The sequence below is a fragment of the Streptococcus sp. HMSC034B05 genome (assembly GCF_001809055.1).
In the GTDB taxonomy this organism is placed as follows: domain Bacteria; phylum Bacillota; class Bacilli; order Lactobacillales; family Streptococcaceae; genus Streptococcus; species Streptococcus constellatus.
In genome coordinates this window covers 161,761-184,552 of the sequence record NZ_KV795621.1, presented here as the reverse complement: position 1 = coordinate 184,552, position 22,792 = coordinate 161,761, and the positions used below count along the sequence as shown (strand labels likewise).

Genomic DNA, 22,792 nt, shown 5'->3' with positions numbered 1-22,792 from the left:
ACATGAAGTATATTTGGTCTTATTTGAAAAAATATCCCAAATGGTTGCTATTGGATTTCTTTGGTGCTGTCTTCTTTGTTGTGGTGAATCTCGGTTTACCGACTGTTTTAGCACGGATGATTGATGAAGGGATTAACCAAGAAGACAACAACCGTTTGTATTATTGGGCGCTTGTGATGCTTATTGTGATTTTGTTGGGAATTTTGGGGCGGATCGTGCTTTCTTATGCAGCTGGTAAGTTGACAACGAGTATGGTGCGTGATATGCGTAATGACATCTACGACAAATTGCAAGAGTATTCCCATCATGAATACGAGCAGATTGGTGTTTCATCCTTAGTGACACGGATTACCAGTGATGCTTTTGTTTTGATGCAGTTCGCAGAACAATCCCTAAAAATGGGTGTCATTACACCAATGATGATGATTTCTAGTGTGGTGATGATTTTTTTCACTAGTCCTTCCTTGGCTTGGATTGTTGCAATTTCTGTTCCTTTCCTCGGCATTGTCGTTTGGTATATAGCAGTCAAGACTCGTCCTTTATCAGAAAAACAACAAAAAACTTTAGATAAAATCAATCAATACGCACGTGAGAATTTAATGGGGCTGCGCGTTATTCGTGCTTTTGCTCGAGAAGAATTTCAAGAAGAGCGTTTCGCTTCACAAAATGATATTTATGCGAATAATTCGAATCGTCTGTTCAAGTTAACTGGTTTGACAGAACCTCTTTTTGTTCAAATTATCATCGCGATGATTGTTGCTATTGTCTGCTTTGCTTTAAAACCACTAGGTACAGGAGACTTGCAAATTGGAGATTTGGTTGCTTTTATCGAATACAGTTTTCATGCATTGCTGTCATTTCTGTTGCTGTCTAGCTTGTTTACTATGTATCCTAGAACTGCTGTTTCGAGTGAACGGTTAAAAGAAGTAATGGAAATGCCCATTTCGATCAATCCAAACGAAGATGGTGTGACTGAGACAGACAGTCATGGTTATTTAGAGTTTGACAATGTTACCTTTGCATATCCTGGTGAAACAGAGAGTCCAGTCTTGCATAATATTTCCTTCAAAGCAAAACCTGGTGAAACAATTGCCTTTATTGGTTCAACAGGTTCAGGGAAATCATCTCTGGTGCAGTTAATTCCACGCTTCTATGATGTAACTTTAGGAAAAATTTTAGTGGATGGGGTAGATGTGCGCTCTTATAATCTAAAAGCATTGCGGCAGAAGATAGGCTTCATTCCACAAAAGGCTTTGCTGTTTACGGGAACAATCGCAGAAAATCTGCGGTATGGGAAAGAACATGCCAGTTATGAAGAATTGACACAAGCGGCAGATGTAGCACAAGCTAGAGATTTTATCGAAAGTAAGGAAGAACGCTTTGAAACCCATTTAGCTGAAGGGGGAAGCAATCTCTCAGGTGGGCAAAAGCAACGCCTTTCTATCGCACGTGCTGTCGTGAAAGAACCAGATATTTATATCTTTGATGATTCATTTTCTGCGTTGGACTATAAGACCGATGCCATTCTTCGAAGTCGACTCAAAGAAGTTACGCAAAATGCTACTGTATTGATTGTAGCACAACGTGTGGGAACCATTATGGATGCAGATCAGATTATTGTTCTGGATAAGGGAGAAATCGTTGGGCGCGGAACACATGAAGAATTGTTGCAACAAAACGACATCTATCGCGAAATTGCTAATTCTCAGTTTAATAGTCAATCACTAACAGAAGAATAGGAGGGAAAGATGAAACAACATAGTTTTATGCGCTTGTGGAGTTACTTAAAAGTTTATAAACTCTCAGTAATCCTTGCTATCTTTTTGAAGGTGGTGAGTATTGTGATGAGCGTGCTAGAGCCTTTTGTACTTGGTCTTGCTATTACAGAATTGACACGAAATGTGCTGGACATAGCAAAAGGAGTCGAAGGCGCCAGTATAAACACAACATATGTCTTTTGGGTAATGGCACTTTACCTTTTGCGTGGTTTGTTCTATGAAATTGGGGCTTACTATTCTAATTATTTTATGACCAATGCAGTGCAAAATACAGTACGTGACATGCGCAATGAGTTGAGTTCTAAAATTAATCAAATTCCAGTTTCTTACTTTGATAAGCATCAATTTGGAGATTTGCTAGGACGCTTTACCAGTGATGTAGAGACTGTTTCAAATGCGCTTCAACAATCATTCTTACAAGTTGTAAATGCGGTTTTGACTATTACCTTAGTTATCGGAATGGTCTTGTATCTTAATTTTCAACTGGCTTTGATAGTGATTGCTAGCATTCCGTTGACCTATTTTGGGGCGACCTTTATTTTGAAAAAATCACAACCATATTTTAAAAAGCAAGCAGATACGCTAGGTGTCATGAATGGATTTGTTCAAGAAAATCTAACTGGTTTTAATGTGCTGAAACTCTATGGTCGTGAAGAAACATCTTCAGACGATTTTCGAGAAATCACGCAAAACCTCCAAGAAGTCGGGTTCAAAGCTAGTTTTATTTCTGGCTTGATGATGCCAATTTTGAACGCAATTTCAGATTTAACTTATCTGCTTGTAGCAGTTGTTGGTGGTTTGCAAGTCATTTCTGGACAATTAACAATTGGGAACATGCAAGCTTTTGTACAATATGTATGGCAAGTAAACCAACCAATTCAAAATTTAACGCAGTTAGCTGGGCAATTACAAAGTGCTAAGTCTTCGCTGGATCGTATTTTCCAAGTCTTAGATGAACCAGACGAAGTAACGGATATAAAAGAGCAATTAGAACATGATTTGACAGGACAGGTTAGTTTTCAACATGTTGATTTTCAATATGTGGAAAACAAACCGCTCATTCGCGACTTCAATTTGGAGGTAAAGCCGGGTGAAATGGTAGCGATTGTCGGTCCGACCGGTGCTGGAAAGACCACCCTCATCAATCTACTCATGCGCTTTTACGATGTAACAGCAGGTTCAATTTCTGTTGATGGTCACGATATTCGCAACTTATCGCGCCAAGATTACCGCAAGCAATTTGGCATGGTCTTGCAAGACGCTTGGCTCTATGAAGGAACAGTAAAGGATAACTTGCGTTTTGGAAATCTGAGTGCAACAGATGAGGAAATTGTGGATGCTGCCAAAGCTGCTAATGTAGATCATTTCATTCGGACACTTCCAGGTGGCTATAATATGGAAATGAATCAGGAGTCTAGCAATATCTCGCTGGGGCAAAAACAATTATTGACCATTGCGCGCGCACTATTGGCAAATCCCAAAATCTTAATTTTGGATGAAGCAACCTCGTCGGTTGATACGCGCTTAGAGCTCTTGATTCAAAAAGCGATGAAGAACCTCATGCAAGGACGGACAAGCTTTGTCATTGCTCATCGCTTATCGACAATTCAAGAAGCTGATAAAATTTTAGTGCTTAAAGACGGACAAATTATTGAACAAGGAACTCATGAATCACTTCTAGCTGATAGAGGCTTCTATTATGATTTATATACGAGCCAATTTGCTAAGAAAGAAGCCTAACGAATAAAGGAGCAAAAGAAAACTCCAATTAAACAATAAAAACACGAACTCTGTCTTTGACTAGTTGCTAGCTAATCTGGACGAGTTCGTGTTTTTTTATCTTTGGTGACATAAAGCTAAAATGCAATTGCTCTGTCTCACAACTATTTTTTGCTAAATCTTCAAAACTGCATGACATTTCTTCCGTCCGCCCAGCGGACGAAGTGAACTAGTTTTGATTTATATTGTCAGCCGAGCGGATGGGGTGGATTAGTTTTGATTTATACTGTCAGCCCGGCGGACGAAGTGAACTAGTTTTGGTTTATTGTGTCAGCTGGGCGGACGAAGTGAATGAGTTTTGGTTTATAGTGTCAGCCGAGCGGACGAGGCGAATGAGTTTTAGTTTACTTTGTCGCCCCGGTCGACAGCTTCAATCGTTTTCTACGAATTGTTCATTCCGTTAAGTAAAATTACGCCTTATCGAAAGAGGCTAGTAAGCCAAACAATGAAATACAATCCAAGAAAAACGGCATGCCATTTCCAATAAAGCACAATCAGTCCAAGCGTTTCACGTATCCAAGATGATGGGAGAAAATAAAGTGCTGTTCGGGAACCTATACTACGTCCTTTTAAACCAAGCTTTCGCATGTAAATGCCTGCTCGCAAAGAGTGGAAAGAGTTGGTGACGACCAAGCAGCGGTAGTTTTTCTCACGTTTCTCATCCAAAATTGCTTTACTAAAACGCAGATTTTCTAAGGTAGTTGTTGACTGCCGTTCAACGATAATATCTTCCTCTGAAATACCAGATTCCATTAAATACTGTGCCATGGCATCTGCTTCGGTTAATGTTTCGTCCGTACCTTGACCGCCAGACACGACAATTTTAGGAGTATGATTAAATTTTTCATACATCATTTTTCCTTTTTCGAGCCGTTGAGCGAGAAGAGGTGGAACCTTGTCTCCTATCAAACCAGATCCTAAGATGATGATGTAGTCTGGATGTTTTATGACGGGCAATACATTATAAACAAAACCGTAAAGGATATAGGTCACATAAAGATAGCTACCATAAATTAGAAGTCCATTTGTGAGGGAAAGCATTTTACGAAGAACAATAAAATGGGGAAAGAAAAAAGTAAGCGCTAGGGAAAGAGCAATAGCGAGTCCATAAAAGAGGGAGAGGAGGTTTGCTAAACGCCTGCCTTCAAAGGTCATCATCTGTCTGCCATTAAAAATGAGATAAATGGTTGAAATTATAACACTCAAAGGAATGAAAAGTGCTAAGATGAGCAAAAAAAGCATTGCCAGATTTCTATTGACAAGTTGTTCCATATGCATCACAAACAAACCAGAAACGATAGCGGCAAATAAAATTAAAACGATACTAAGCAAATACGCATTGAAGAGTAGCCTTGGCTCTATATAAAACAAGACAAGAAAAAGAAGAGCAGGAAGAAGCCAAATAAGATGCAATACCATAATGTGATAACAATCCTTTCAAACAGATTCCTTTTTAGTATAGCATAAAAGTTCCTGTAAAAAAGTAGATTTAAAAAACAATGGACTTAAAAATTGAAATATTATTAAAAAATATGGTATAATGTTTTTATGTCTTGGGGTCGTTACGGATTCGACAGGCATTATGAGGCACATTTTGCGACTCATCGAGCGGATGTAAAGCGCCAGTTAAACATAACTGCAAAAAATAATAATTCTTACGCTTTAGCTGCCTAAAAAACAGCCAGCGTGACCAGATTCGGATCGCTCGTGTTCGATGACCGGTCTTAATAATAGCGAGATACGATTAAGCCTTGTCTAGGGGCTTGATAAGAGACTGATAGACTCGCTTGGCTTGGGCTTGAGTTATGTGTCAAAGCGAAGTTAAATCCAATACATAACCTATGGTTGTAGACAAATGTGTTGGCAGGTGTTTGGACGTGGGTTCGATTCCCACCGGCTCCATTTATAAACGTGGAAGATTACTCAAGAGGTTTAAGAGGCTGTGTTGGAAACGCAGTAGGCGTGTAAAAGCGTGCGTGGGTTCGAATCCCATGTCTTCCGTTTTGGTACAAAACGCTCATTGGTGGCGTTTTTTTACTAGAAGATAAAATGAGTGAGAAACGAATTCACTCATTTATTTTTTGAAAAATATTGAAATTTTTCTGAAAAGTAGTAGACTGTTACTAGAAAGTTTGGAGGTTTCTTGTGAAATTATATGTACAATTGATGATTATTTTTTCGATTTCTTTGATAGGAGAAGGGATTTCCTATCTTTTTCATTTGCCGATTCCAGGAAGTATTATCGGTTTAATTTTTCTTTTTTTGGCTTTGCAATTTAAGATTTTAAGATTGCGGCATGTGAGCATGGTGGGAAACTTTTTATTAGCCAATATGACGATTCTATTTTTGCCGCCGGCTGTAGGAATTATGGATAAATTTCATGTCATTGCTCCTTATTTATTGCCGATTGTTTTGATTATTGTCGGAGCGATTGTCATTAATGTGATTGTCATTGCTGTGGTTGTTCATTTGATTAAAAATCGCTTTGAAGGCGACTACGGAGAAGGAGAAACAAGAAATGTCTAATTTGTGGGGCAATCCCTTATTTGGTTTGGCTTTATCGATCTTTGCTTATTTAGTAGGAATGCTGATATTTCGCAGATTTCCTCATCCATTGACAACTCCTTTGTTGCTCGCCACCATATTTGTAATTGTATTTTTAAAATTGACAGGAATTTCCTACAAGAATTACTATGTTGGTGGGGCCTATTTAAATAATCTCATTGTGCCATCAACGGTTGCGTTAGGAATTCCTTTGTATAAAACATTTCATCTCATGAAACACCACGCCAGAAGCATTCTGCTTGGTACTTTTGTAGCAGTAGTGGTTAATACCAGTTTTACAGCTTTGGTCGCAAAGGCTTTTGGAATGGATTTTTTCTTAGCCATTTCACTCTTTCCAAAATCAGTCACAACAGCTATGGCGGTTGGAATTACGGATAAAATGCAAGGGCTAACGACAGTGACTTTGGTGGTCGTAGTAGCAACAGGAATCTTGACAAGTGTGATAGGCCCGACTGTTTTAAGAATTTTAAAAATCAAAGATCCAGTTGCAGTAGGTTTAGCTCTTGGAGGAACGGGTCACGCTGTTGGCACTGGAACAGCTTTTAAATACGGACAAGTTGCAGGAGCTATGGCTGGTCTGGCTATTGGAGTGACAGGGATTATGTATGTCATTGTCAGTCCGATTGTCGCAAGTATTATTTTGAAATAGAAAGAGTTAGAACGACTTGTCATTTTTAATAGAATAAAAAATCTTGTACTAAAAAACTTTTCTGCCCTATTTCCTAAAAAACATGGTATAATAGGGAGTAAAAACTTTTTGATAGAAAGACAGTTATGGATTTAAAAGATTATATTGCAACCATTGAAAATTATCCACAAGAAGGAATTTTATTTCGTGATATTAGCCCATTGATGGCAGATGGGAATGCATACAGCTATGCCATTCGAGAAATTGTTCAATATGCTACAGACAAGAAAATTGACATGATTGTTGGTCCAGAAGCGCGTGGTTTTATTGTTGGATGTCCAGTAGCTTATGAGCTTGGTGTTGGTTTTGCTCCAGTACGTAAGCCTGGGAAATTACCCCGTGAGGTTATCTCAGCTAGTTATGAAAAAGAGTACGGTATAGATACCTTAACAATGCATGCAGACTCCATCAAATCTGGACAACGTGTACTGATTGTTGACGACCTCCTTGCAACGGGCGGAACGGTTAAGGCAACGATTGAGATGGTTGAACGACTAGGTGGTATCGTTGCAGGCTGTGCTTTCCTTATTGAATTAGATGAGCTTAAAGGTCGCGAAGCAATTGGCGACTACGATTATAAGGTTCTCATGCACTATTAAGATATAAGTGAAAGTCAGATCCTCTTTAAGCGAAAATGTCATTTAAAATTAAGAAATTATTAACTGTTGACATTTTAAGATCTGAGAATATCTTGATTTTGAATTTAATGCCGCAAAAAATAGTGACGGAAACGCAGTTGTTGCGCTAGATCCCCATCCCAGAAAATTATTTCAACTCTATGTTTGCGATGGAATCTAGCTGAGGCACTGTTCTTCAACAATTGTATCAACTATGCTGTTTACCAAGAAACGCCATTTGACTGGAAAAATGCAGCTAATGTCGCTTTCTTGTTTGCTTATTTATAAGAGGTGTTATGACTTATTTATCAGCGTATAAGACGGGCAATTTAGTATTGCCAACAGAGCTTCTTTTTCATTTTCATGAGATATTTGATAATAGTGACGACTTTTTGGTTTGGCAGTTTTTCTATTTACAAAATACAACGTCATTAGAAGAGATTTCTCCTAATCGGATTGCGGAAAGTATTGGGAAGTCAGTCACAGAGGTCAATCGTTCTATGTCAAATTTGACAGAAAAAGGGTTGTTGCAGTACAAAACGATTGTACTTAATGGTGAGATTGAGGCTGTTTTTGATGCACTGCCAGCACTTGAACGATTGGATGAAATTGTAGAAAGTCACTCAACGGTCGTACAGCCTATTTCTCAAAATAATTTAAAAGACTTGGTTGAGACTTTCCAAAGAGAATTAGGTCGTCTCTTGACACCATTTGAAATAGAAGATTTAACAAAAACAATTCAAGATGATAAGACCAGCCCAGAACTCGTCACAGCTGCTCTTCGAGAAGCTGTTTTTAACGGCAAAGCAAATTGGAAGTATATCCAAGCCATCTTACGAAATTGGCGTCGTGAAGGTATTACAACAGTAAGCCAAGTCGAAGCGAAGCGAGAGGAACGTGAAACAACCAATCCGCAAAATATCACCGTTTCAGATGATTTTTTGAATGCTATGGATTTGTGGCGTGATTAAGATGTCGAAGTTTATTTTTCATGAAAAATTGAGCATGAAATAAGTAATAGTAAAAAAATGATAATGAAGGCTCTATAATTTCTGTAGTGATAAAATCTACTTCAGAGATGATAGAGCTCATTTTTGATGCTGATTTACCCAAAGTTGAGTCTCTAGCCAATGATTGAAATAGTAGGAGAATATAGAAAACTGAGTATAAAAATGCCAATGCCTAATCATTTGGACGAGAGAAATTTTTAAATTTTTCAGAAAAATATTTAGTTATTCCTTCTAAAAGCATTTTAGATTTTTCCATTAAAACTAAAAATGCAAGCGTTTTAGATAAAAATTAGAAAAAGGATTGCTAAAAATGAAAAGGTAGTATAGAATGGAATTAGTGAGAAATAATATAATAAAAGGAGTCGTTATATGAACTATAAAGAAGTTTATGAACAATGGCTAAACAATGATTTTTTCGATGAAGAAACAAAAGCTGATTTGTTATCTATTAAGGATGATGAAGCTGAAATTGAAGATCGATTTTATAAGGGACTTGAATTTGGGACAGCCGGTCTTCGTGGGAAATTGGGTGCTGGTACCAACCGCATGAATAAATATATGGTAGGAAAAGCAGCACAAGCATTGGCTGAAACACTAAAAGATCATGGTGAAGAAGCTGTTAAAAGAGGTGTTGCAATCAGCTATGATGTTAGATATAAATCAAAAGAATTTGCTGAGTTGACCTGCTCTATCATGGCTGCTCATGGCATCAAAACTTATATTTACAATGGCATTCATCCTACACCAATGTGCTCATATGCGATTAGAAAATTGCACTGTAAGGCTGGTGTGATGGTGACAGCTAGTCATAATCCACAAGAATACAATGGCTATAAAGCATATTGGGAAGAAGGGTCACAAATTTTAGATGACATTGCAGGCCAAATTGCAGGTCACATGGATGAAATTGTCAACTTTGAAGACATCAAATCTATTCCTTTTGAAGAAGCCTTGGAAAGTGGTCTTGCAAATTATATTGATGCATCTGTCGAAGAAGATTACTACAAAGAAGTTCTTAACTTGACCATCAATGAAGATGTTGATAAATCTATCAAAGTTGGCTATACGCCTTTGAATGGTACAGGAAACATTCCGGTTAGAGAAATTTTAAAAAGAAGAGGTTTTGAAAATATCTACGTCGTGAAGGAACAAGAATTTCCTGATCCAGATTTTACAACAGTTGGTTATCCCAATCCAGAATTTCCAAAAGCATTTGCCTATTCTGAAAAACTTGGAAAAGAAAATGATTGTGATATTTTGATTGCCAATGACCCAGACTGCGATCGTGTTGCGCTGGAAGTAAGAAATGCAAACGGTGATTATGTCTTTTTAAATGGAAATAAGATTGGTGCTTTGCTTTCTTATTATATTTTCTCACAACGTTCTGCTCTCAATAATTTACCTGAAAATCCTGTCATGGTGAAATCTATTGTTACAGGTGATTTATCTAGAGCGATTGCGAAGAAATATGGTATTGAAACAGTAGAAACCCTGACTGGATTTAAAAATATTTGTGGCAAAGCCAACGAGTATGATCGTACTAAAGAAAAAACGTATGTTTTCGGTTACGAAGAAAGTATCGGTTTCTGTTATGGAACATTTGTTAGAGATAAAGATGCTGTCAGTGCTTCTATGATGATCGTGGAGATGGCTGCTTACTTTAAGAAACAGGGTAAGACTCTGTTAGATGTTTTAAATGATATTTATGCAGAATTTGGTTTCTATAATGAAAGACAAGTTTCTCTTGAGTTAGAAGGTGTAGAAGGTCAAGAGAGAATCGCTCGAATGATGGAAGAATTTAGAGAACATCCGTTGACAACAATTGGAGCAATGGAACTTGAAAAAGTGATTGACTTTAAAGATGGCTATCTTGATTTTCCAAAACAAAACTGCTTGAAATATTACTTTAAAGATGGTTCATGGTATGCACTCAGACCGTCAGGGACCGAACCTAAAATCAAACTATACATCTATTCAATTGGTAAAGACGAAAAGGAAAGTGTTGAAAAACTCGATCTCATCGAAAAGGCTTGCCGAGAAAAAATGGATAGTGTAAAATAAGCACATATAAAAAACTTGAAGTTCTCTTTTGAGAACCTCAAGTTTTTTTGCGTTTTAAAGACTAGTCGAATGTTTTGGTTGTACTTTTTGTTCTGGATAGATATAATTCATAGCATTGTTGATGGCTGTAGGAGCTTCCCCAAGACCAGTTGCAATCAAATCAATTTTACCATCATAGCTGCAACAATCTCCAGCAGCATAGATCCCTACAACAGAAGTTTCTTGTTTGCTGTTCACAATAATCTTATGACGATTAAGCTCCAATCCCCATTTTTTTAAGTTCCCAACAGATGATTTAAAGCCATAATTGACGAAAAGTTGATCCAGCGGAAGAAGCTCCTTTTCATCACTCTTTACTTTAGTGATTTCAAGATGAGTAAGTTTGTTTCCTTCGCCGATAAGCTTATTTGGTACAAATGGTGTTTTGATTGTTACATTTGAAGCTTTTAATTCATTCACACTATGTTCTAAAGCTCGGAAGGTGTCTCGACGATGGATGATATGTGTCGGAGCGATTTTATCAAAAGCAAGTGCCCAATCCACTGCAGAATCACCACCTCCTAGAACCACAATGTTTTGTCCAGCGTATTGATTGATATTGGAAACGTGATAATGAATGTTTTCAAATTGTTCTACATTGTCCAAATCAAGTGAGCGAGGTTTAAAAGCTCCACCTCCCATGGCAATTAAAATTGCTCTTGAAATGTGTTTTCCTTTACTTGTCGTCAAGGAAAACAATCCATCATTTTTTTCAATATCTAATACTGTCTCATCAAGGTGAATGCTTGTTTCAAACGTTTTCAGTTGCTCAATTAAACGTTCAGTCAGTTCTTCACCAGTTAAATCAGTAAAACCAGGAACATCCAGAATTTTCTTTTCAGGATAGAGAATGGCGGGCTGTCCACCGAGCTGAGGAAGTGAATCAATCACATTCACCTTTGCTTGACGCATGTGTGCATAAAAAGCAGCAAAAAGTCCCACGGGACCTCCACCAATGATCGTAATATCAAAAATTTCAGACATGATTTCTCCTTAAAATGATAACGTATTTCTATTTTATCACAAAATGTAGGAAAACTATAAAGAATACGTGTTAGCAGGCATGAATTATGATACAATAGTTACAGATTATATTATTAATTAAGGAGAAATACATGCAAGCAGTTGCACATTTTATTGAAACATTTGTTCCAAATCACTATACGATTTTTTTAGATTTGAATCGGGAGCAAAAAACATTTACAGGTAAGGTAACTATTAGCGGAGAAGCAAAAGGTGAAAAAATCTCACTTCATCAGAAAGATTTAGTGATTCAATCTGTCGAAGTAGCTGGTCAATCACGCCCATTCTCTGTAGATAATGAAAATGAAGCAGTTTATATTGAGCTTGGTCATTCAGGAACTGTTGAAGTAACTCTCTCTTATACAGGTAAAATTACAGATAATATGACAGGAATTTATCCTTCTTACTATACTGTTGATGGAGTTAAAAAAGAAGTGCTTTCTACTCAGTTTGAAAGTCATTTTGCGCGTGAAGCTTTTCCAAGCGTAGATGAGCCAGAAGCAAAAGCAACTTTTGATCTTTCTTTGAAATTCGACCAAGTAGCAGGAGAAATAGCGCTTTCAAATATGCCGGAAATTGATGTAGAAAATCGGAAAGCAACTGGTATCTGGACATTTGCAACAACGCCTCGTATGTCTTCTTACCTCTTAGCATTTGCAGCCGGCGATTTGCAAGGTGTTACAGCTAAAACAAAGAATGGCACTTTGGTGGGGGTATACTCTACTAAAGCCCACCCTGCTTCAAACTTAGAGTTTGCCCTAGATATTGCAGTTCGCTCTATTGACTTTTATGAAGAATATTATGGGGTGAAGTATCCAATTCCTCAATCCTTACATGTAGCTTTACCAGATTTCTCTGCAGGTGCTATGGAAAATTGGGGCTTGGTCACTTATCGTGAGGTTTACCTCTTAGTAGACGAAAATTCAACTGTTACTAGTCGTCAGCAAGTAGCTCTTGTGATTGCTCACGAATTGGCGCACCAATGGTTTGGTAACTTGGTCACAATGAAATGGTGGGATGATCTTTGGCTCAATGAAAGCTTTGCTAACATGATGGAATATGTCTGTGTGAATGCCATTGAACCAACTTGGAACATCTTTGAGGATTTCCAAACAAGTGGCGTTCCTCTGGCTCTAAAACGGGATGCGACTGACGGTGTTCAATCTGTCCATGTGGAAGTAAAACATCCAGACGAAATCAATACCTTATTTGATCCTGCGATTGTTTACGCTAAAGGAAGTCGTCTCATGCACATGCTTCGTCGTTGGCTAGGAGATGAAGCTTTTGCAAAAGGCTTGAATGCTTATTTTGCCAAACATCAATATGGTAATACAATTGGTCGTGACTTATGGAATGCTCTTGGTGCAGCTTCAGGACGTGACGTAGCAGCCTTTATGGATTCGTGGCTAGAACAACCAGGCTATCCTGTTTTGACAGCGATTGTGGAAAATGACACTCTCAAAATTTCTCAAAAACAATTCTTTATTGGTGAAAAAGAAGAAAAAGGTCGTCTATGGGTTGTACCATTGAATAGTAATTGGACTGGTATCCCAGATACTCTAGAAACAGAAACGCTTGAAATTCCAAATTATACAGCTCTTGCAGCTCAAAATGAAGGAGCGCTTCGTTTTAATACAGAAAATACAGCGCATTACATTACTGATTATCAAGGCGAATTGCTAGACAATATTTTGGCAACTATTACAGACTTAGATAATACAAGTAAGCTGCAAGTGGTGCAAGAACGTCGTTTGTTGGCTGAAGCTGGTTTCGTTTCATTTGCAGACTTGATTCCAGTGGTTAAAAAATTGACCAATGAAAGATCTTATCTTGTAGTATCTGCTGTGAAAGCTGTGCTAAATAGTTTGAAGACTTTTGTGGACGAAGGGACAGAAACAGAGGTTGCTTTTAAGAAATTACTTGTTAAGTTGAATCAAGCTAACTTTGACCGACTTGGTTTTGAAGCTAAAGCAGGCGAAACAGATGAAGATGAATTGGTTCGTCAAATCGTTGTAGCGAATATGATTGCGGCTGATGATGAAAAAGCGAGTCAAAAAGCTAGCCAAATTTTTGAAGCTTATCACGATACTTTGGAAAAACTTCCTGCAGCCACTCGCTTGCAAATTTTGATTAACCAAATCAAACGCCATGAGACAAAAGAATTGACCGATAAATATTTAGCAAAATACATTACAACGGTTGACGGCAACTTCCAACGTCAATTGGCTTCGGCTCTTTCTTATACGAAGAACGAAACAACACTCACTCATCTTTTAGAAGAATGGAAAAATAAAGATATTGTAAAACCGCAGGATTTAGCAATGAGCTGGTATTTTACTTTCTTACAACATGATTTCACACAAGGAACTGTCTGGACTTGGGCGCGTGACAATTGGGATTGGATTAAGGCCGCTCTTGGTGGAGATATGAGTTTTGATAAATTTGTCATTTATCCAGCAAGTGCTTTCAAGACGCATGAACGTTTAGCAGAATACAAAGCCTTCTTTGAACCACAATTATCTGATTTGGCAATTAGCCGTAACATTAGTATGGGAATCAAAGAAATTTCCGCTCGTATTGATTTGATTGACAAAGAAAAAGCAGCTGTTGAAGCAGCAATCAAAGCGACAGTATAACAGTATAGAAAAGAAAAGGTTGAATGCGAATTTCAGCCTTTTCTTATTGTATTTCGATATTTTATTAAAAATGATAGTTTTTGAAAGAAAATGCTTGACTTTGAAATAAATTGGTGTATAATAAATCTGTAAACGATTGCAGGAAGGGGTGGGATTATCTTAAAATCAGAGCGAAAACAGGTAATTTTAGAGGAAATTAATCGTCATCAAGTTGTTTCACTAGATACTTTAGTTCGTCTATTAGATACGTCTGAATCGACAGTTCGTAGAGATTTAGATGAATTGGAGAGTGAAAGAAAACTGCGCCGAATTCACGGTGGTGCAGAAAATATTCATTTCCTTCAAGAGGAAGAAAGCAATCAAGAAAAATCTATCAAAAACGTTCAAGATAAATTACGAATTGCTCAAAAAGCAGCGGAATTGATTCAAGAACAAGATGTTATTTTTATTGATGCTGGAACGACAAATGAATTGTTAGTGAATGAACTTTCAAATAAACATATGACGGTTGTGACCAATTCTATTCACCATGCGACAAAATTAGTTGAGAAAAACATTCCAACAGTTATTATCGGAGGGGTGGTTAAAAGCTCAACAGACGCTAGTATCGGGGGGGTTGCTTTGAATCAAATCGGCCAGTTGAATTTCAACAAAGCCTTTATTGGTATGAATGGAATTGATGAAAATTTCTATACAACACCTGATATGGAAGAAGGAGCAGTCAAACGAGCGATTCTTGAAAACGCCAAGCAGACCTACATCTTAGCTGATGCTTCAAAAATCGGTCATTCCTCTTTCGTGAAAGTCGCCCCTATCAAACGTGCTAGCATTATTACGAGTGCATGTGCCAATGAGCAATTGGAAAAGATAAAAGAAAAAACGGAGGTTATTGAAGTATGATTTATACTGTTACGCTTAACCCTTCTATAGACTATATTGTCCGTTTGGATAAGGTCAATGTTGGAAGCGTGAATCGTATGGAGAGCGATGATAAATTTGCTGGTGGCAAAGGTATCAATGTCAGTCGTGTGCTCAAACGTTTGGGAATTGATAACACAGCGACTGGCTTTATAGGTGGTTTTACTGGAAAATTTATTACTGATACCTTGGAAAATGAAGCGATTGCGACTAATTTTGTTCAAGTGTTAGAGGATACGCGCATCAATGTGAAAATTAAAGCAGATGCTGAAACAGAAATCAATGGAACGGGTCCGATCGTCACATCAGAGCAATTAGCAGAATTGAAAGAAATCCTTTCAGGACTGTCAGAGCAAGATACAGTGGTGTTTGCAGGATCAAGCAACAAAAATCTGGGGAATATCGTCTATAAAGAGTTGATTCGTTTAACGAGACAAACTGGTGCACAGGTTGTTTGTGACTTTGAAGGACAAACCCTTATTGATTCACTGGAATTTCAGCCATTGTTGGTTAAGCCGAATAATCATGAACTTGGTGATATTTTTGGAGTGAAGCTGGAAAAGCTGGATGAGATTGAAAAATATGCTCGTGAAATTCTAGTCAAGGGAGCCCAACATGTCATTATTTCTATGGCAGGTGATGGAGCACTTTTGGTAACAAAGGACGGAGCATATTTTGCAAAGCCAATCAAAGGAATCGTAAAAAATTCTGTTGGGGCTGGTGACTCCATGGTTGCAGGCTTTACTGGTGAATTTGTTCGTTCAGGAAATCCTGTTGAAGCTTTTAAGTGGGGAGTAGCTTGCGGGACTGCAACAACCTTCTCTGATGATTTGGCGACAGCCGATTTCATTAACAAAACGTATGAAAAAGTAGAGGTAGAAAAAATATGAAGATTCAGGAATTACTGAGAAAAGATGTAATGTTGCTTGATTTACAAGCGACTGGAAAAACAGCTGCTATTGATGAAATGATTCATCGTTTAGTTGACAGTGGTTATGTGACAGATTTTGAAACATTCAAAGAAGGAATCTTGGCTCGTGAAGCTTTAACGTCAACAGGCTTAGGGGACGGAATTGCCATGCCACACAGCAAAAATGCCGCAGTCAAAGAAGCAACCGTTCTTTTTGCAAAATCAAACAAAGGTGTGGATTATGAAAGTTTAGACGGGCAACCGACAGATTTGTTCTTCATGATTGCTGCACCAGAAGGAGCGAATGATACCCACTTGGCTGCACTTGCAGAATTGTCCCAATACCTGATGAAAGATGGATTTGCAGATAAACTTCGTCAAGTGACTTCACCAGACGAAGTGATTGCGTTATTTGACCAAGCGTCTGATAAAGCAGCAGAGTCTGCAACGGTAGAAACGGCAAGCAAAGATGGTGATTTTCTTGTTGCAGTTACAGCATGTACAACAGGTATTGCACATACTTATATGGCTCAAGAAGCGCTTCAAAAGGTAGCCGCCGAAATGGGAGTTGGTATCAAAGTCGAAACCAATGGTGCTAGTGGTATCGGAAACAAACTGACAGCAGAAGATATTCAAAAAGCAAAAGCAGTTATTATTGCAGCTGATAAAGCTGTAGAAATGGATCGATTTGATGGGAAACCACTGATTAATCGTCCGGTTGCTGATGGTATTCGTAAAACAGAAGAATTGATTAACTTGGCATTGTCAGGAAAAGCAGAAGTATATCATGCAGCCAATAAAGCAGCTGCGTCCTCTTCAGCGAATGCAGCAGGCGGTTTCTACAAACACTTAATGAGTGGTGTTAGCCAAATGCTTCCATTTGTTATTGGTGGTGGTATTATGATTGCTATTGCCTTCTTGATTGACCAAGCGATGGGAGTTCCAAAAGATCAATTGGCAAATCTTGGAACTTACCATGAGCTTGCAGCTATGTTTAAGAATATTGGTGGTTTGGCTTTTGGCTTTATGCTTCCTGTTCTTGCTGGTTATATCGCTTATTCTATTGCTGAAAAGCCAGGTTTGGCACCAGGGTTTGTAGCAGGTAGCATGGCTTCGGCAGGTCTTGCTTTTGGAAAAATTCCATTTGCAGCAGGCGGGAAAGCAACCCTTGCTCTTGCTGGCGTCCCTTCTGGTTTCCTTGGAGCCCTAGTGGGTGGTTTCCTTGCAGGTTACGTTGTAAACTTTCTTAAAAAAGCCTTGAGTGGTCTTCCAAAATCACTAGAGGGCATCAAGTCCATTCTACTTTACCCGCTGTTGGGAATCTTGCTAACTGGCTTCTTGATGTTATTGGTGAATATTCCAATGGCAGCTATCAATACTGGATTGAATAGTTTCCTAGAAGGTTTATCTGGTAGTTCAGCTGTCCTTCTTGGACTCGTTGTAGGTGGTATGATGGCTATTGATATGGGTGGTCCTTTCAATAAGGCGGCCTATATCTTTGGTACAGGAACTCTTGCAGCAACTGTTTCAACAGGTGGTTCAGTTGTGATGGCAGCAGTTATGGCTGGTGGTATGGTTCCTCCTCTAGCAGTCTTTGTTGCAACGCTTTTATTCAAAGACAAATTCACCGAAGAAGAACGTAATTCAGGTTTGACAAACATTGTTATGGGGCTATCATTCATCACTGAAGGTGCCATTCCATTTGGTGCTGCTGACCCTGCTCGCGCTATTCCAAGCTTTATGGTTGGCTCTGCCTTAGCAGGTGCCCTTGTCGGCATGGCTGGTATTAAACTAATCGCACCGCACGGAGGTATCTTTGTTATTGCACTTACTTCAAATGCTCTTCTCTATATCATCTTTATCTTGATTGGCGCAATTGTAAGTGGTGTGCTATTCGGAGCACTTCGTAAACCATTGAATAAATAATGATGAGTTTCATCATTCTAGGAGTTGGAGAAAAAATTCTCTGACTCCTTTTTAATCCTAAAAGAAACATTGGCAGAAGATGATTTTCATACTGATTAAAATAGTCAGGTGCTGGAAAATATGATATAATTTTACTAACGCATATTTTGAGGAGAAACGAAATGGAATTACAACGTGAAAAAGAATTTGTTAGTCAATATCACTATGATGCTCGTAATTTAGAATGGGAAAAAGAAAATGGAACTCCAGAAACAAAAGTGGACGTCAATTTTCAATTGTTAAATCAAGATCAGGAAGGGCAAGTGACCTCTATTGTTGTAATTGTGAGCTTTATGATTGTCTTTGATTCTTTTGTCATTAGTGGAACAATCTCGCAAGTCAATCATATTCTTGGGCGAATTGTGAACGAACCGAGTGAGTTTGAGCAGGATGAGGTGGAGCAATTAGCTCAGCCAAGTTTGGCTGTATTAAATCGTTTGACCTATGAAGTAACAGAAATCGCCTTAGATTTACCAGGCATCAATTTGGAGTTTTAATGCATGAAATTAGCTGTAATTACTGATTCGTCAGCATATTTAAATAATAAAGTAGCCGAAAATGAGCATTTATTTGTCCTAGATATTCCCGTTAGTATAGACGGGGTTGAGTATATTGAAGGAAAAAATCTTTCTGCTAGTGAATTTTATCAAAAAATGGCAGCTTCTAGTGAATTGCCAAAGACGAGCCAACCGAGTATTGCTAGCTTAGTAAATATCCTTTCTTTAGTAGAAGGACAAGGTTATACTCATGTCATTGGTTTGTTTTTATCGAGTGGAATTTCTGGTTTTTATCAAAATATCCAGTATTTGAAAGATGAATTTCCAAGTTTAGAAATTGCTTTTCCGGATTCAAAAATCACAAGTGCGCCACTTGGAATGATGGTGGAGCATATTTTGAACTGGACTAAACAGGGATTATTGTTTGAACAAATTTTAAACAATCTTGAAGTTCAAATTAAGGGAATTGGTGCTTTCATCATGGTAGATGACTTAAATCACTTGGTGAAGGGTGGTCGTTTGTCTAACGGTGCTGCAATTCTTGGAAACTTGCTCAGTATCAAACCAATTCTTTACTTTAATGACGAGGGAGTCATTGAGGTTTATGAAAAAATTCGTACCGAGAAAAAAGCTACGAAACGTCTGGTTGAGATTGTCAAAGAACAGACTGCACAAGGAAATTACCAGGTGATGATTATTCATGGAAATGCACGGGAAAAAGCAGAACTTCTACATAAATTATTAGTAGAAGAACGAGTTACTGGAGAAATTCCCATTGCAACATTTGGCAGTGTGATTGGAACTCATTTGGGAGCAGGAAGTATTGCTCTTGCTTATATCCCGATTGTCTAAGGTGCAATTCGCCTATCCTAAAAGGCTTTATGGGAAATGCCTATAAGTTGGTGATAGAGTGTATTAAGAGCATGGCTTTGCTTCTGTGGTTAGAGTGATTGGGATGAAATTACAAAGTTCATCGAACCTTCACAGGCAAGATGGCTAGGAGATATGCTTGCTCCTAATTTTGCTAAGGGATAGATTTTCCTGATAGTGTGTTCAATTAAGTTTAAGTAGTAAATAATTTTCAAATGAGCCACATCATGATTAGAAAAATATGACGATTGGAATATTTATTATGAGATTAGAAAATCTGCCTTCTGAATTTCAGGAGGCTTTACCAGTATTAAAGAAGATCAAGAATGCCGGTTTTGAGGCGTATTTTGTCGGTGGGTCAGTCCGCGATGCTTTATTGAATCGACCGATTCATGATGTGGATATCGCGAGTTCCAGTTATCCAGAAGAAACCAAACGTATTTTTGAACGAACGATTGATGTTGGGATTGAGCACGGGACAGTTTTAGTATTAGAGGACAATCATGAATACGAAGTGACGACTTTTCGGACCGAGGATATTTATGTAGATTATCGTAGACCTAGTCATGTTACCTTTGTTCGTTCTCTAAAAGAAGATTTAAAGCGGCGCGATTTTACGATCAATGCTTTGGCTTTGGATGAAACAGGGAATGTGATTGATTTATTTGAAGGATTGAATGATCTAAAACATCAGATTTTACGTGCTGTAGGAACACCTTCGGAGCGTTTCACCGAAGATGCCTTGCGTATCATGCGAGGATTTCGTTTTCAGGCTACTCTGGGTTTTGCGTTAGACAAAGACACATTCAATGCCATGAAAATGTGTGCTCCGCTATTAGAAAAAATTTCTGTAGAGCGGACTTTTATTGAATTTGATAAATTACTGACAGCGTTTTATTGGCGTAAAGGATTGAAAAGTCTGATTGCCAGTGGTGCAACGGATTATTTACCTGACATGCGCAGCAGCCAATCACAATTGGAAACGATGTTTGATGTTGAAGCAGATTTTAAATTTACGAGTTCAGAGCAAGCCTGGGCTGCTCTTCTAATGGTTCTTCAAGTAAAAAATGTTAAAAAATTCCTAAAGCATTGGAAAACTTCAAATGAATTTCAAAAGCGTGTAGAGCAAATTGTTATGATTTATACTATTCGCCAAACGCATTTTCTGAATAAGGAAGAATGCTATCGTTTTGAATTGGACCTGATGATACAAGCAGAAGAAATTCGTCAAGCACAGGGATTAGCTGTTGATTTTGAAAAGATTTATCTTACTTATAATTCACTAACGATTCATGATAAACATGAGATTGTCGTCAATGGTGGCCTGTTAATCAAAAAGTTTGGTTTTAAGCCTGGACCTGCTTTAGGACAGCTCTTGACTGAGATTGAGATGGCTATTGTGAATGGCGTCTTGGACAACTGCCTTGAAGCTATTTTAGCTTTTGTAGAGGAGAGAAGATGAGTGACTTTATTGTTGAAAAGTTGACTAAAACGGTAGGAGATAAGACTGTTTTTAAAAATATTTCCTTTATTATTCATGGTTTGGATCGCATTGGCTTGATTGGGGTTAATGGAACTGGAAAAACAACTCTTTTGAACGTTCTGTCTGGAAAATCTGGATTTGACGGGGATGTCAATCCCTTTTCTGCTCATTCAGACTATAAAATCGGTTACTTAACTCAAGAACCGCACTTTGATGACAATAAAACGGTGCTAGATACAGTTTTGTCTAGTAATTTACGAGAAATGCAGCTCATTCGTGAGTATGAGCTACTACTATCTAACTATGATGAAAATAATCAGTCTCGTTTAGAGAAAGTGATGGCTGAAATGGATGCTCTTCAGGTCTGGGAAATCGAAAGTCAAGTTAAGACAGTTTTGTCTAAGCTGGGGTTGAACGACTTATCTGCTAAGGTTGGCGATTTGTCAGGAGGTTTGCGACGTCGAGTTCAATTAGCACAAGTTCTGTTAGGAGATGATGACTTATTGCTCCTTGATGAACCAACCAACCATTTGGATATTGATAGCATTGAATGGCTGACGAATTTTTTGAAGAATTCCAAAAAGACAGTTCTTTTTATTACCCATGATCGTTATTTTTTAGATTCTGTTTCAACTCGAATTTTTGAGTTAGACAGTGGTAGTTTAGTTGAATATCAAGGAAATTATCAGGATTATGTTCGTTTGAAAGCCGAACAGGATGAGCGTGATGCTGCTCTTTTACATAAAAAGCAGCAACTGTATAAGCAAGAATTGTCCTGGATGCGCCGTCAGCCACAGGCCAGAGCAACCAAGCAGCAAGCACGAATCAATCGTTTCCATGACCTTAAGAAAGATTTAGCGGGTCAGGCAACTGACAGTAGTTTGGAAATGAATTTCGAAACCAGTCGTATTGGTAAGAAAGTGATTGAATTTAAAGATGTTGACTTTGCTTATGGTGACAAGAAGATTCTTTCTCATTTTAACTTATTGATTCAAAATAAGGATCGGCTTGGAATTGTGGGTGATAACGGTGTTGGAAAATCTACTTTGCTCAATCTGATTGCTGGGAAATTAGCACCTCAATCTGGTCAACTTATGATTGGTGAGACAGTTCGTGTGGCTTATTTTTCACAGCAAATTGAAGGATTAGATGGGTCTAAACGTGTTATCAATTTCTTGCAAGAAGTGGCTGAGGAGGTTAAAATAGGCAATGGAACAACATCAATTGCGGAACTATTGGAGCAATTCCTCTTCCCACGCTCTACTCATGGTACTTTGATTGAACAGCTTTCTGGTGGAGAGAAAAAGCGTCTTTATCTACTGAAACTTCTCTTGGAAAAACCTAATGTCTTGCTTCTTGATGAGCCAACCAATGATTTGGACATTGCAACTCTGACGGTATTGGAGAATTTTCTGCAAGGTTTTGCTGGACCAGTCATTACAGTCAGCCATGATCGCTATTTCCTTGATAAAGTAGCAGATAAGATTTTAGCTTTTGAAGTGGGAACTATCAGAGAGTACTTCGGGAATTACACGGATTATTTAGATGAAAAAGCTTTTCTGGCTGAGAGTTCTGCCATTTCCAAAAAGACTGGAAAGGAAAAGACAGTGAAGGTGCGTGAAGAGAAGAAGCGCATGAGCTATTTTGAAAAGCAGGAGTGGGAGTCTATTGAGGGTGATATAGAGAAACTTGAAGAGGAAATTGCAACTATTGAGCGGAAAATGCTGGAATATGCTTCGGACTTCGGTCAACTCGCTGAACTCCAAAAAGAACTGGATGCCAAAAATGATTTCCTTTTGGAAAAATATGAACGCTATGAATACTTGAGTACATTAGTATAGAGTTAACAGCTACATATATGTATCACGAGCATCTTTACATTTTTAAACAAGGTCTATTTACAAATCCTATAAAATTTGGTATAATACCAATTAATTAAATAAGAATCCGCAA

17 protein-coding genes, 1 tRNA gene, 1 other RNA gene and 2 pseudogenes are annotated in these 22,792 nt (G+C 38.1%); 19 read left to right on the top strand and 2 right to left on the bottom strand.

Annotated elements, in window-relative coordinates; all coding sequences use genetic code 11:
- Window positions 1-2 precede the first annotated feature (2 nt).
- A complete protein-coding gene (locus HMPREF2542_RS07610) occupies window positions 3-1,739 on the top strand; it encodes an ABC transporter ATP-binding protein (protein ID WP_058670324.1) in 1,737 nt (578 codons plus the stop codon).
- A gap of 9 nt (window positions 1,740-1,748) precedes the next feature.
- On the top strand, window positions 1,749-3,518 hold the full coding sequence (locus tag HMPREF2542_RS07605; RefSeq protein WP_058670325.1) for an ABC transporter ATP-binding protein: 1,770 nt from the start codon (window positions 1,749-1,751) through the stop codon (window positions 3,516-3,518).
- A 456-nt stretch (window positions 3,519-3,974) separates the two neighbouring features.
- Here HMPREF2542_RS07605 and HMPREF2542_RS07600 read toward each other — a convergent pair whose 3' ends face one another.
- Window positions 3,975-4,976: a YdcF family protein gene (locus tag HMPREF2542_RS07600; protein WP_058670326.1), complete on the bottom strand. Its 1,002-nt coding sequence runs from the start codon at window positions 4,974-4,976 to the stop codon at window positions 3,975-3,977.
- A gap of 136 nt (window positions 4,977-5,112) precedes the next feature.
- On the opposite strand from HMPREF2542_RS07600, the gene ssrA reads away from it, so the two are divergent.
- From ssrA to HMPREF2542_RS07565, 9 genes and pseudogenes are all read left to right on the top strand, one after another.
- Window positions 5,113-5,462: a transfer-messenger RNA gene (ssrA, locus tag HMPREF2542_RS07595) on the top strand.
- An 8-nt stretch (window positions 5,463-5,470) separates the two neighbouring features.
- Window positions 5,471-5,558, top strand: a tRNA-Ser gene (locus tag HMPREF2542_RS07590).
- A gap of 144 nt (window positions 5,559-5,702) precedes the next feature.
- Window positions 5,703-6,083, top strand: a complete 381-nt coding sequence (locus HMPREF2542_RS07585; protein ID WP_003069732.1) for a CidA/LrgA family protein — start codon at window positions 5,703-5,705, stop codon at window positions 6,081-6,083.
- On the top strand, window positions 6,076-6,771 hold the full coding sequence (locus tag HMPREF2542_RS07580; RefSeq protein ID WP_003040138.1) for an LrgB family protein: 696 nt from the start codon (window positions 6,076-6,078) through the stop codon (window positions 6,769-6,771). Before HMPREF2542_RS07585 ends, HMPREF2542_RS07580 begins: the two co-directional genes overlap by 8 nt.
- 125 nt (window positions 6,772-6,896) lie before the next feature.
- On the top strand, window positions 6,897-7,409 hold the full coding sequence (locus HMPREF2542_RS07575; RefSeq protein ID WP_006267445.1) for an adenine phosphoribosyltransferase: 513 nt from the start codon (window positions 6,897-6,899) through the stop codon (window positions 7,407-7,409).
- Window positions 7,410-7,444: 35 nt separating this feature from the next.
- Window positions 7,445-7,555 (top strand): annotated as a pseudogene (locus tag HMPREF2542_RS10295) (homoserine O-succinyltransferase); the annotation flags it as partial.
- Between the two features lie 25 nt (window positions 7,556-7,580).
- A pseudogene (locus HMPREF2542_RS10190) lies at window positions 7,581-7,715 on the top strand (homoserine O-succinyltransferase); the annotation flags it as partial.
- Window positions 7,716-7,723: 8 nt separating this feature from the next.
- Complete coding sequence (locus tag HMPREF2542_RS07570; RefSeq protein ID WP_006270564.1) at window positions 7,724-8,398, top strand: DnaD domain-containing protein; 675 nt, start codon at window positions 7,724-7,726, stop codon at window positions 8,396-8,398.
- Between the two features lie 408 nt (window positions 8,399-8,806).
- Window positions 8,807-10,498, top strand: coding sequence for a phospho-sugar mutase (locus tag HMPREF2542_RS07565; protein WP_058670328.1), 1,692 nt, complete (start codon window positions 8,807-8,809; stop codon window positions 10,496-10,498).
- A 54-nt stretch (window positions 10,499-10,552) separates the two neighbouring features.
- On the opposite strand, the gene HMPREF2542_RS07560 is transcribed toward HMPREF2542_RS07565, so the two are convergent.
- Window positions 10,553-11,521, bottom strand: coding sequence for an NAD(P)/FAD-dependent oxidoreductase (locus HMPREF2542_RS07560; protein ID WP_058670329.1), 969 nt, complete (start codon window positions 11,519-11,521; stop codon window positions 10,553-10,555).
- Between the two features lie 131 nt (window positions 11,522-11,652).
- Between HMPREF2542_RS07560 and HMPREF2542_RS07555 the strand changes: the two genes are divergently transcribed.
- From HMPREF2542_RS07555 to HMPREF2542_RS07520, 8 genes are all read left to right on the top strand, one after another.
- A complete protein-coding gene (locus HMPREF2542_RS07555; RefSeq protein ID WP_058670330.1) occupies window positions 11,653-14,196 on the top strand; it encodes a M1 family metallopeptidase in 2,544 nt (847 codons plus the stop codon).
- Between the two features lie 156 nt (window positions 14,197-14,352).
- Window positions 14,353-15,096 (top strand): DeoR/GlpR family DNA-binding transcription regulator, encoded by a 744-nt coding sequence (locus tag HMPREF2542_RS07550; RefSeq protein WP_037566155.1) that lies wholly within the window; start codon window positions 14,353-14,355, stop codon window positions 15,094-15,096.
- Window positions 15,093-16,004 carry a 1-phosphofructokinase gene (pfkB, locus tag HMPREF2542_RS07545; RefSeq protein WP_058670331.1) on the top strand — a complete coding sequence of 304 codons (912 nt, stop codon included), beginning with the start codon at window positions 15,093-15,095 and terminating at the stop codon, window positions 16,002-16,004. The genes HMPREF2542_RS07550 and pfkB overlap by 4 nt, the downstream gene beginning before the upstream one ends.
- A complete protein-coding gene (locus HMPREF2542_RS07540) occupies window positions 16,001-17,950 on the top strand; it encodes a PTS fructose transporter subunit IIABC (protein ID WP_058670332.1) in 1,950 nt (649 codons plus the stop codon). The genes pfkB and HMPREF2542_RS07540 overlap by 4 nt, the downstream gene beginning before the upstream one ends.
- A 161-nt stretch (window positions 17,951-18,111) precedes the next feature.
- On the top strand, window positions 18,112-18,486 hold the full coding sequence (locus HMPREF2542_RS07535; RefSeq protein WP_006267440.1) for a DUF1149 family protein: 375 nt from the start codon (window positions 18,112-18,114) through the stop codon (window positions 18,484-18,486).
- A gap of 3 nt (window positions 18,487-18,489) precedes the next feature.
- Window positions 18,490-19,338: a DegV family protein gene (locus HMPREF2542_RS07530; protein ID WP_048800074.1), complete on the top strand. Its 849-nt coding sequence runs from the start codon at window positions 18,490-18,492 to the stop codon at window positions 19,336-19,338.
- Window positions 19,339-19,618: 280 nt separating this feature from the next.
- On the top strand, window positions 19,619-20,818 hold the full coding sequence (locus HMPREF2542_RS07525; protein WP_058670333.1) for a CCA tRNA nucleotidyltransferase: 1,200 nt from the start codon (window positions 19,619-19,621) through the stop codon (window positions 20,816-20,818).
- Window positions 20,815-22,680: an ABC-F family ATP-binding cassette domain-containing protein gene (locus HMPREF2542_RS07520; RefSeq protein WP_058670334.1), complete on the top strand. Its 1,866-nt coding sequence runs from the start codon at window positions 20,815-20,817 to the stop codon at window positions 22,678-22,680. Before HMPREF2542_RS07525 ends, HMPREF2542_RS07520 begins: the two co-directional genes overlap by 4 nt.
- The last annotated feature ends 112 nt before the right edge of the window (window positions 22,681-22,792 follow it).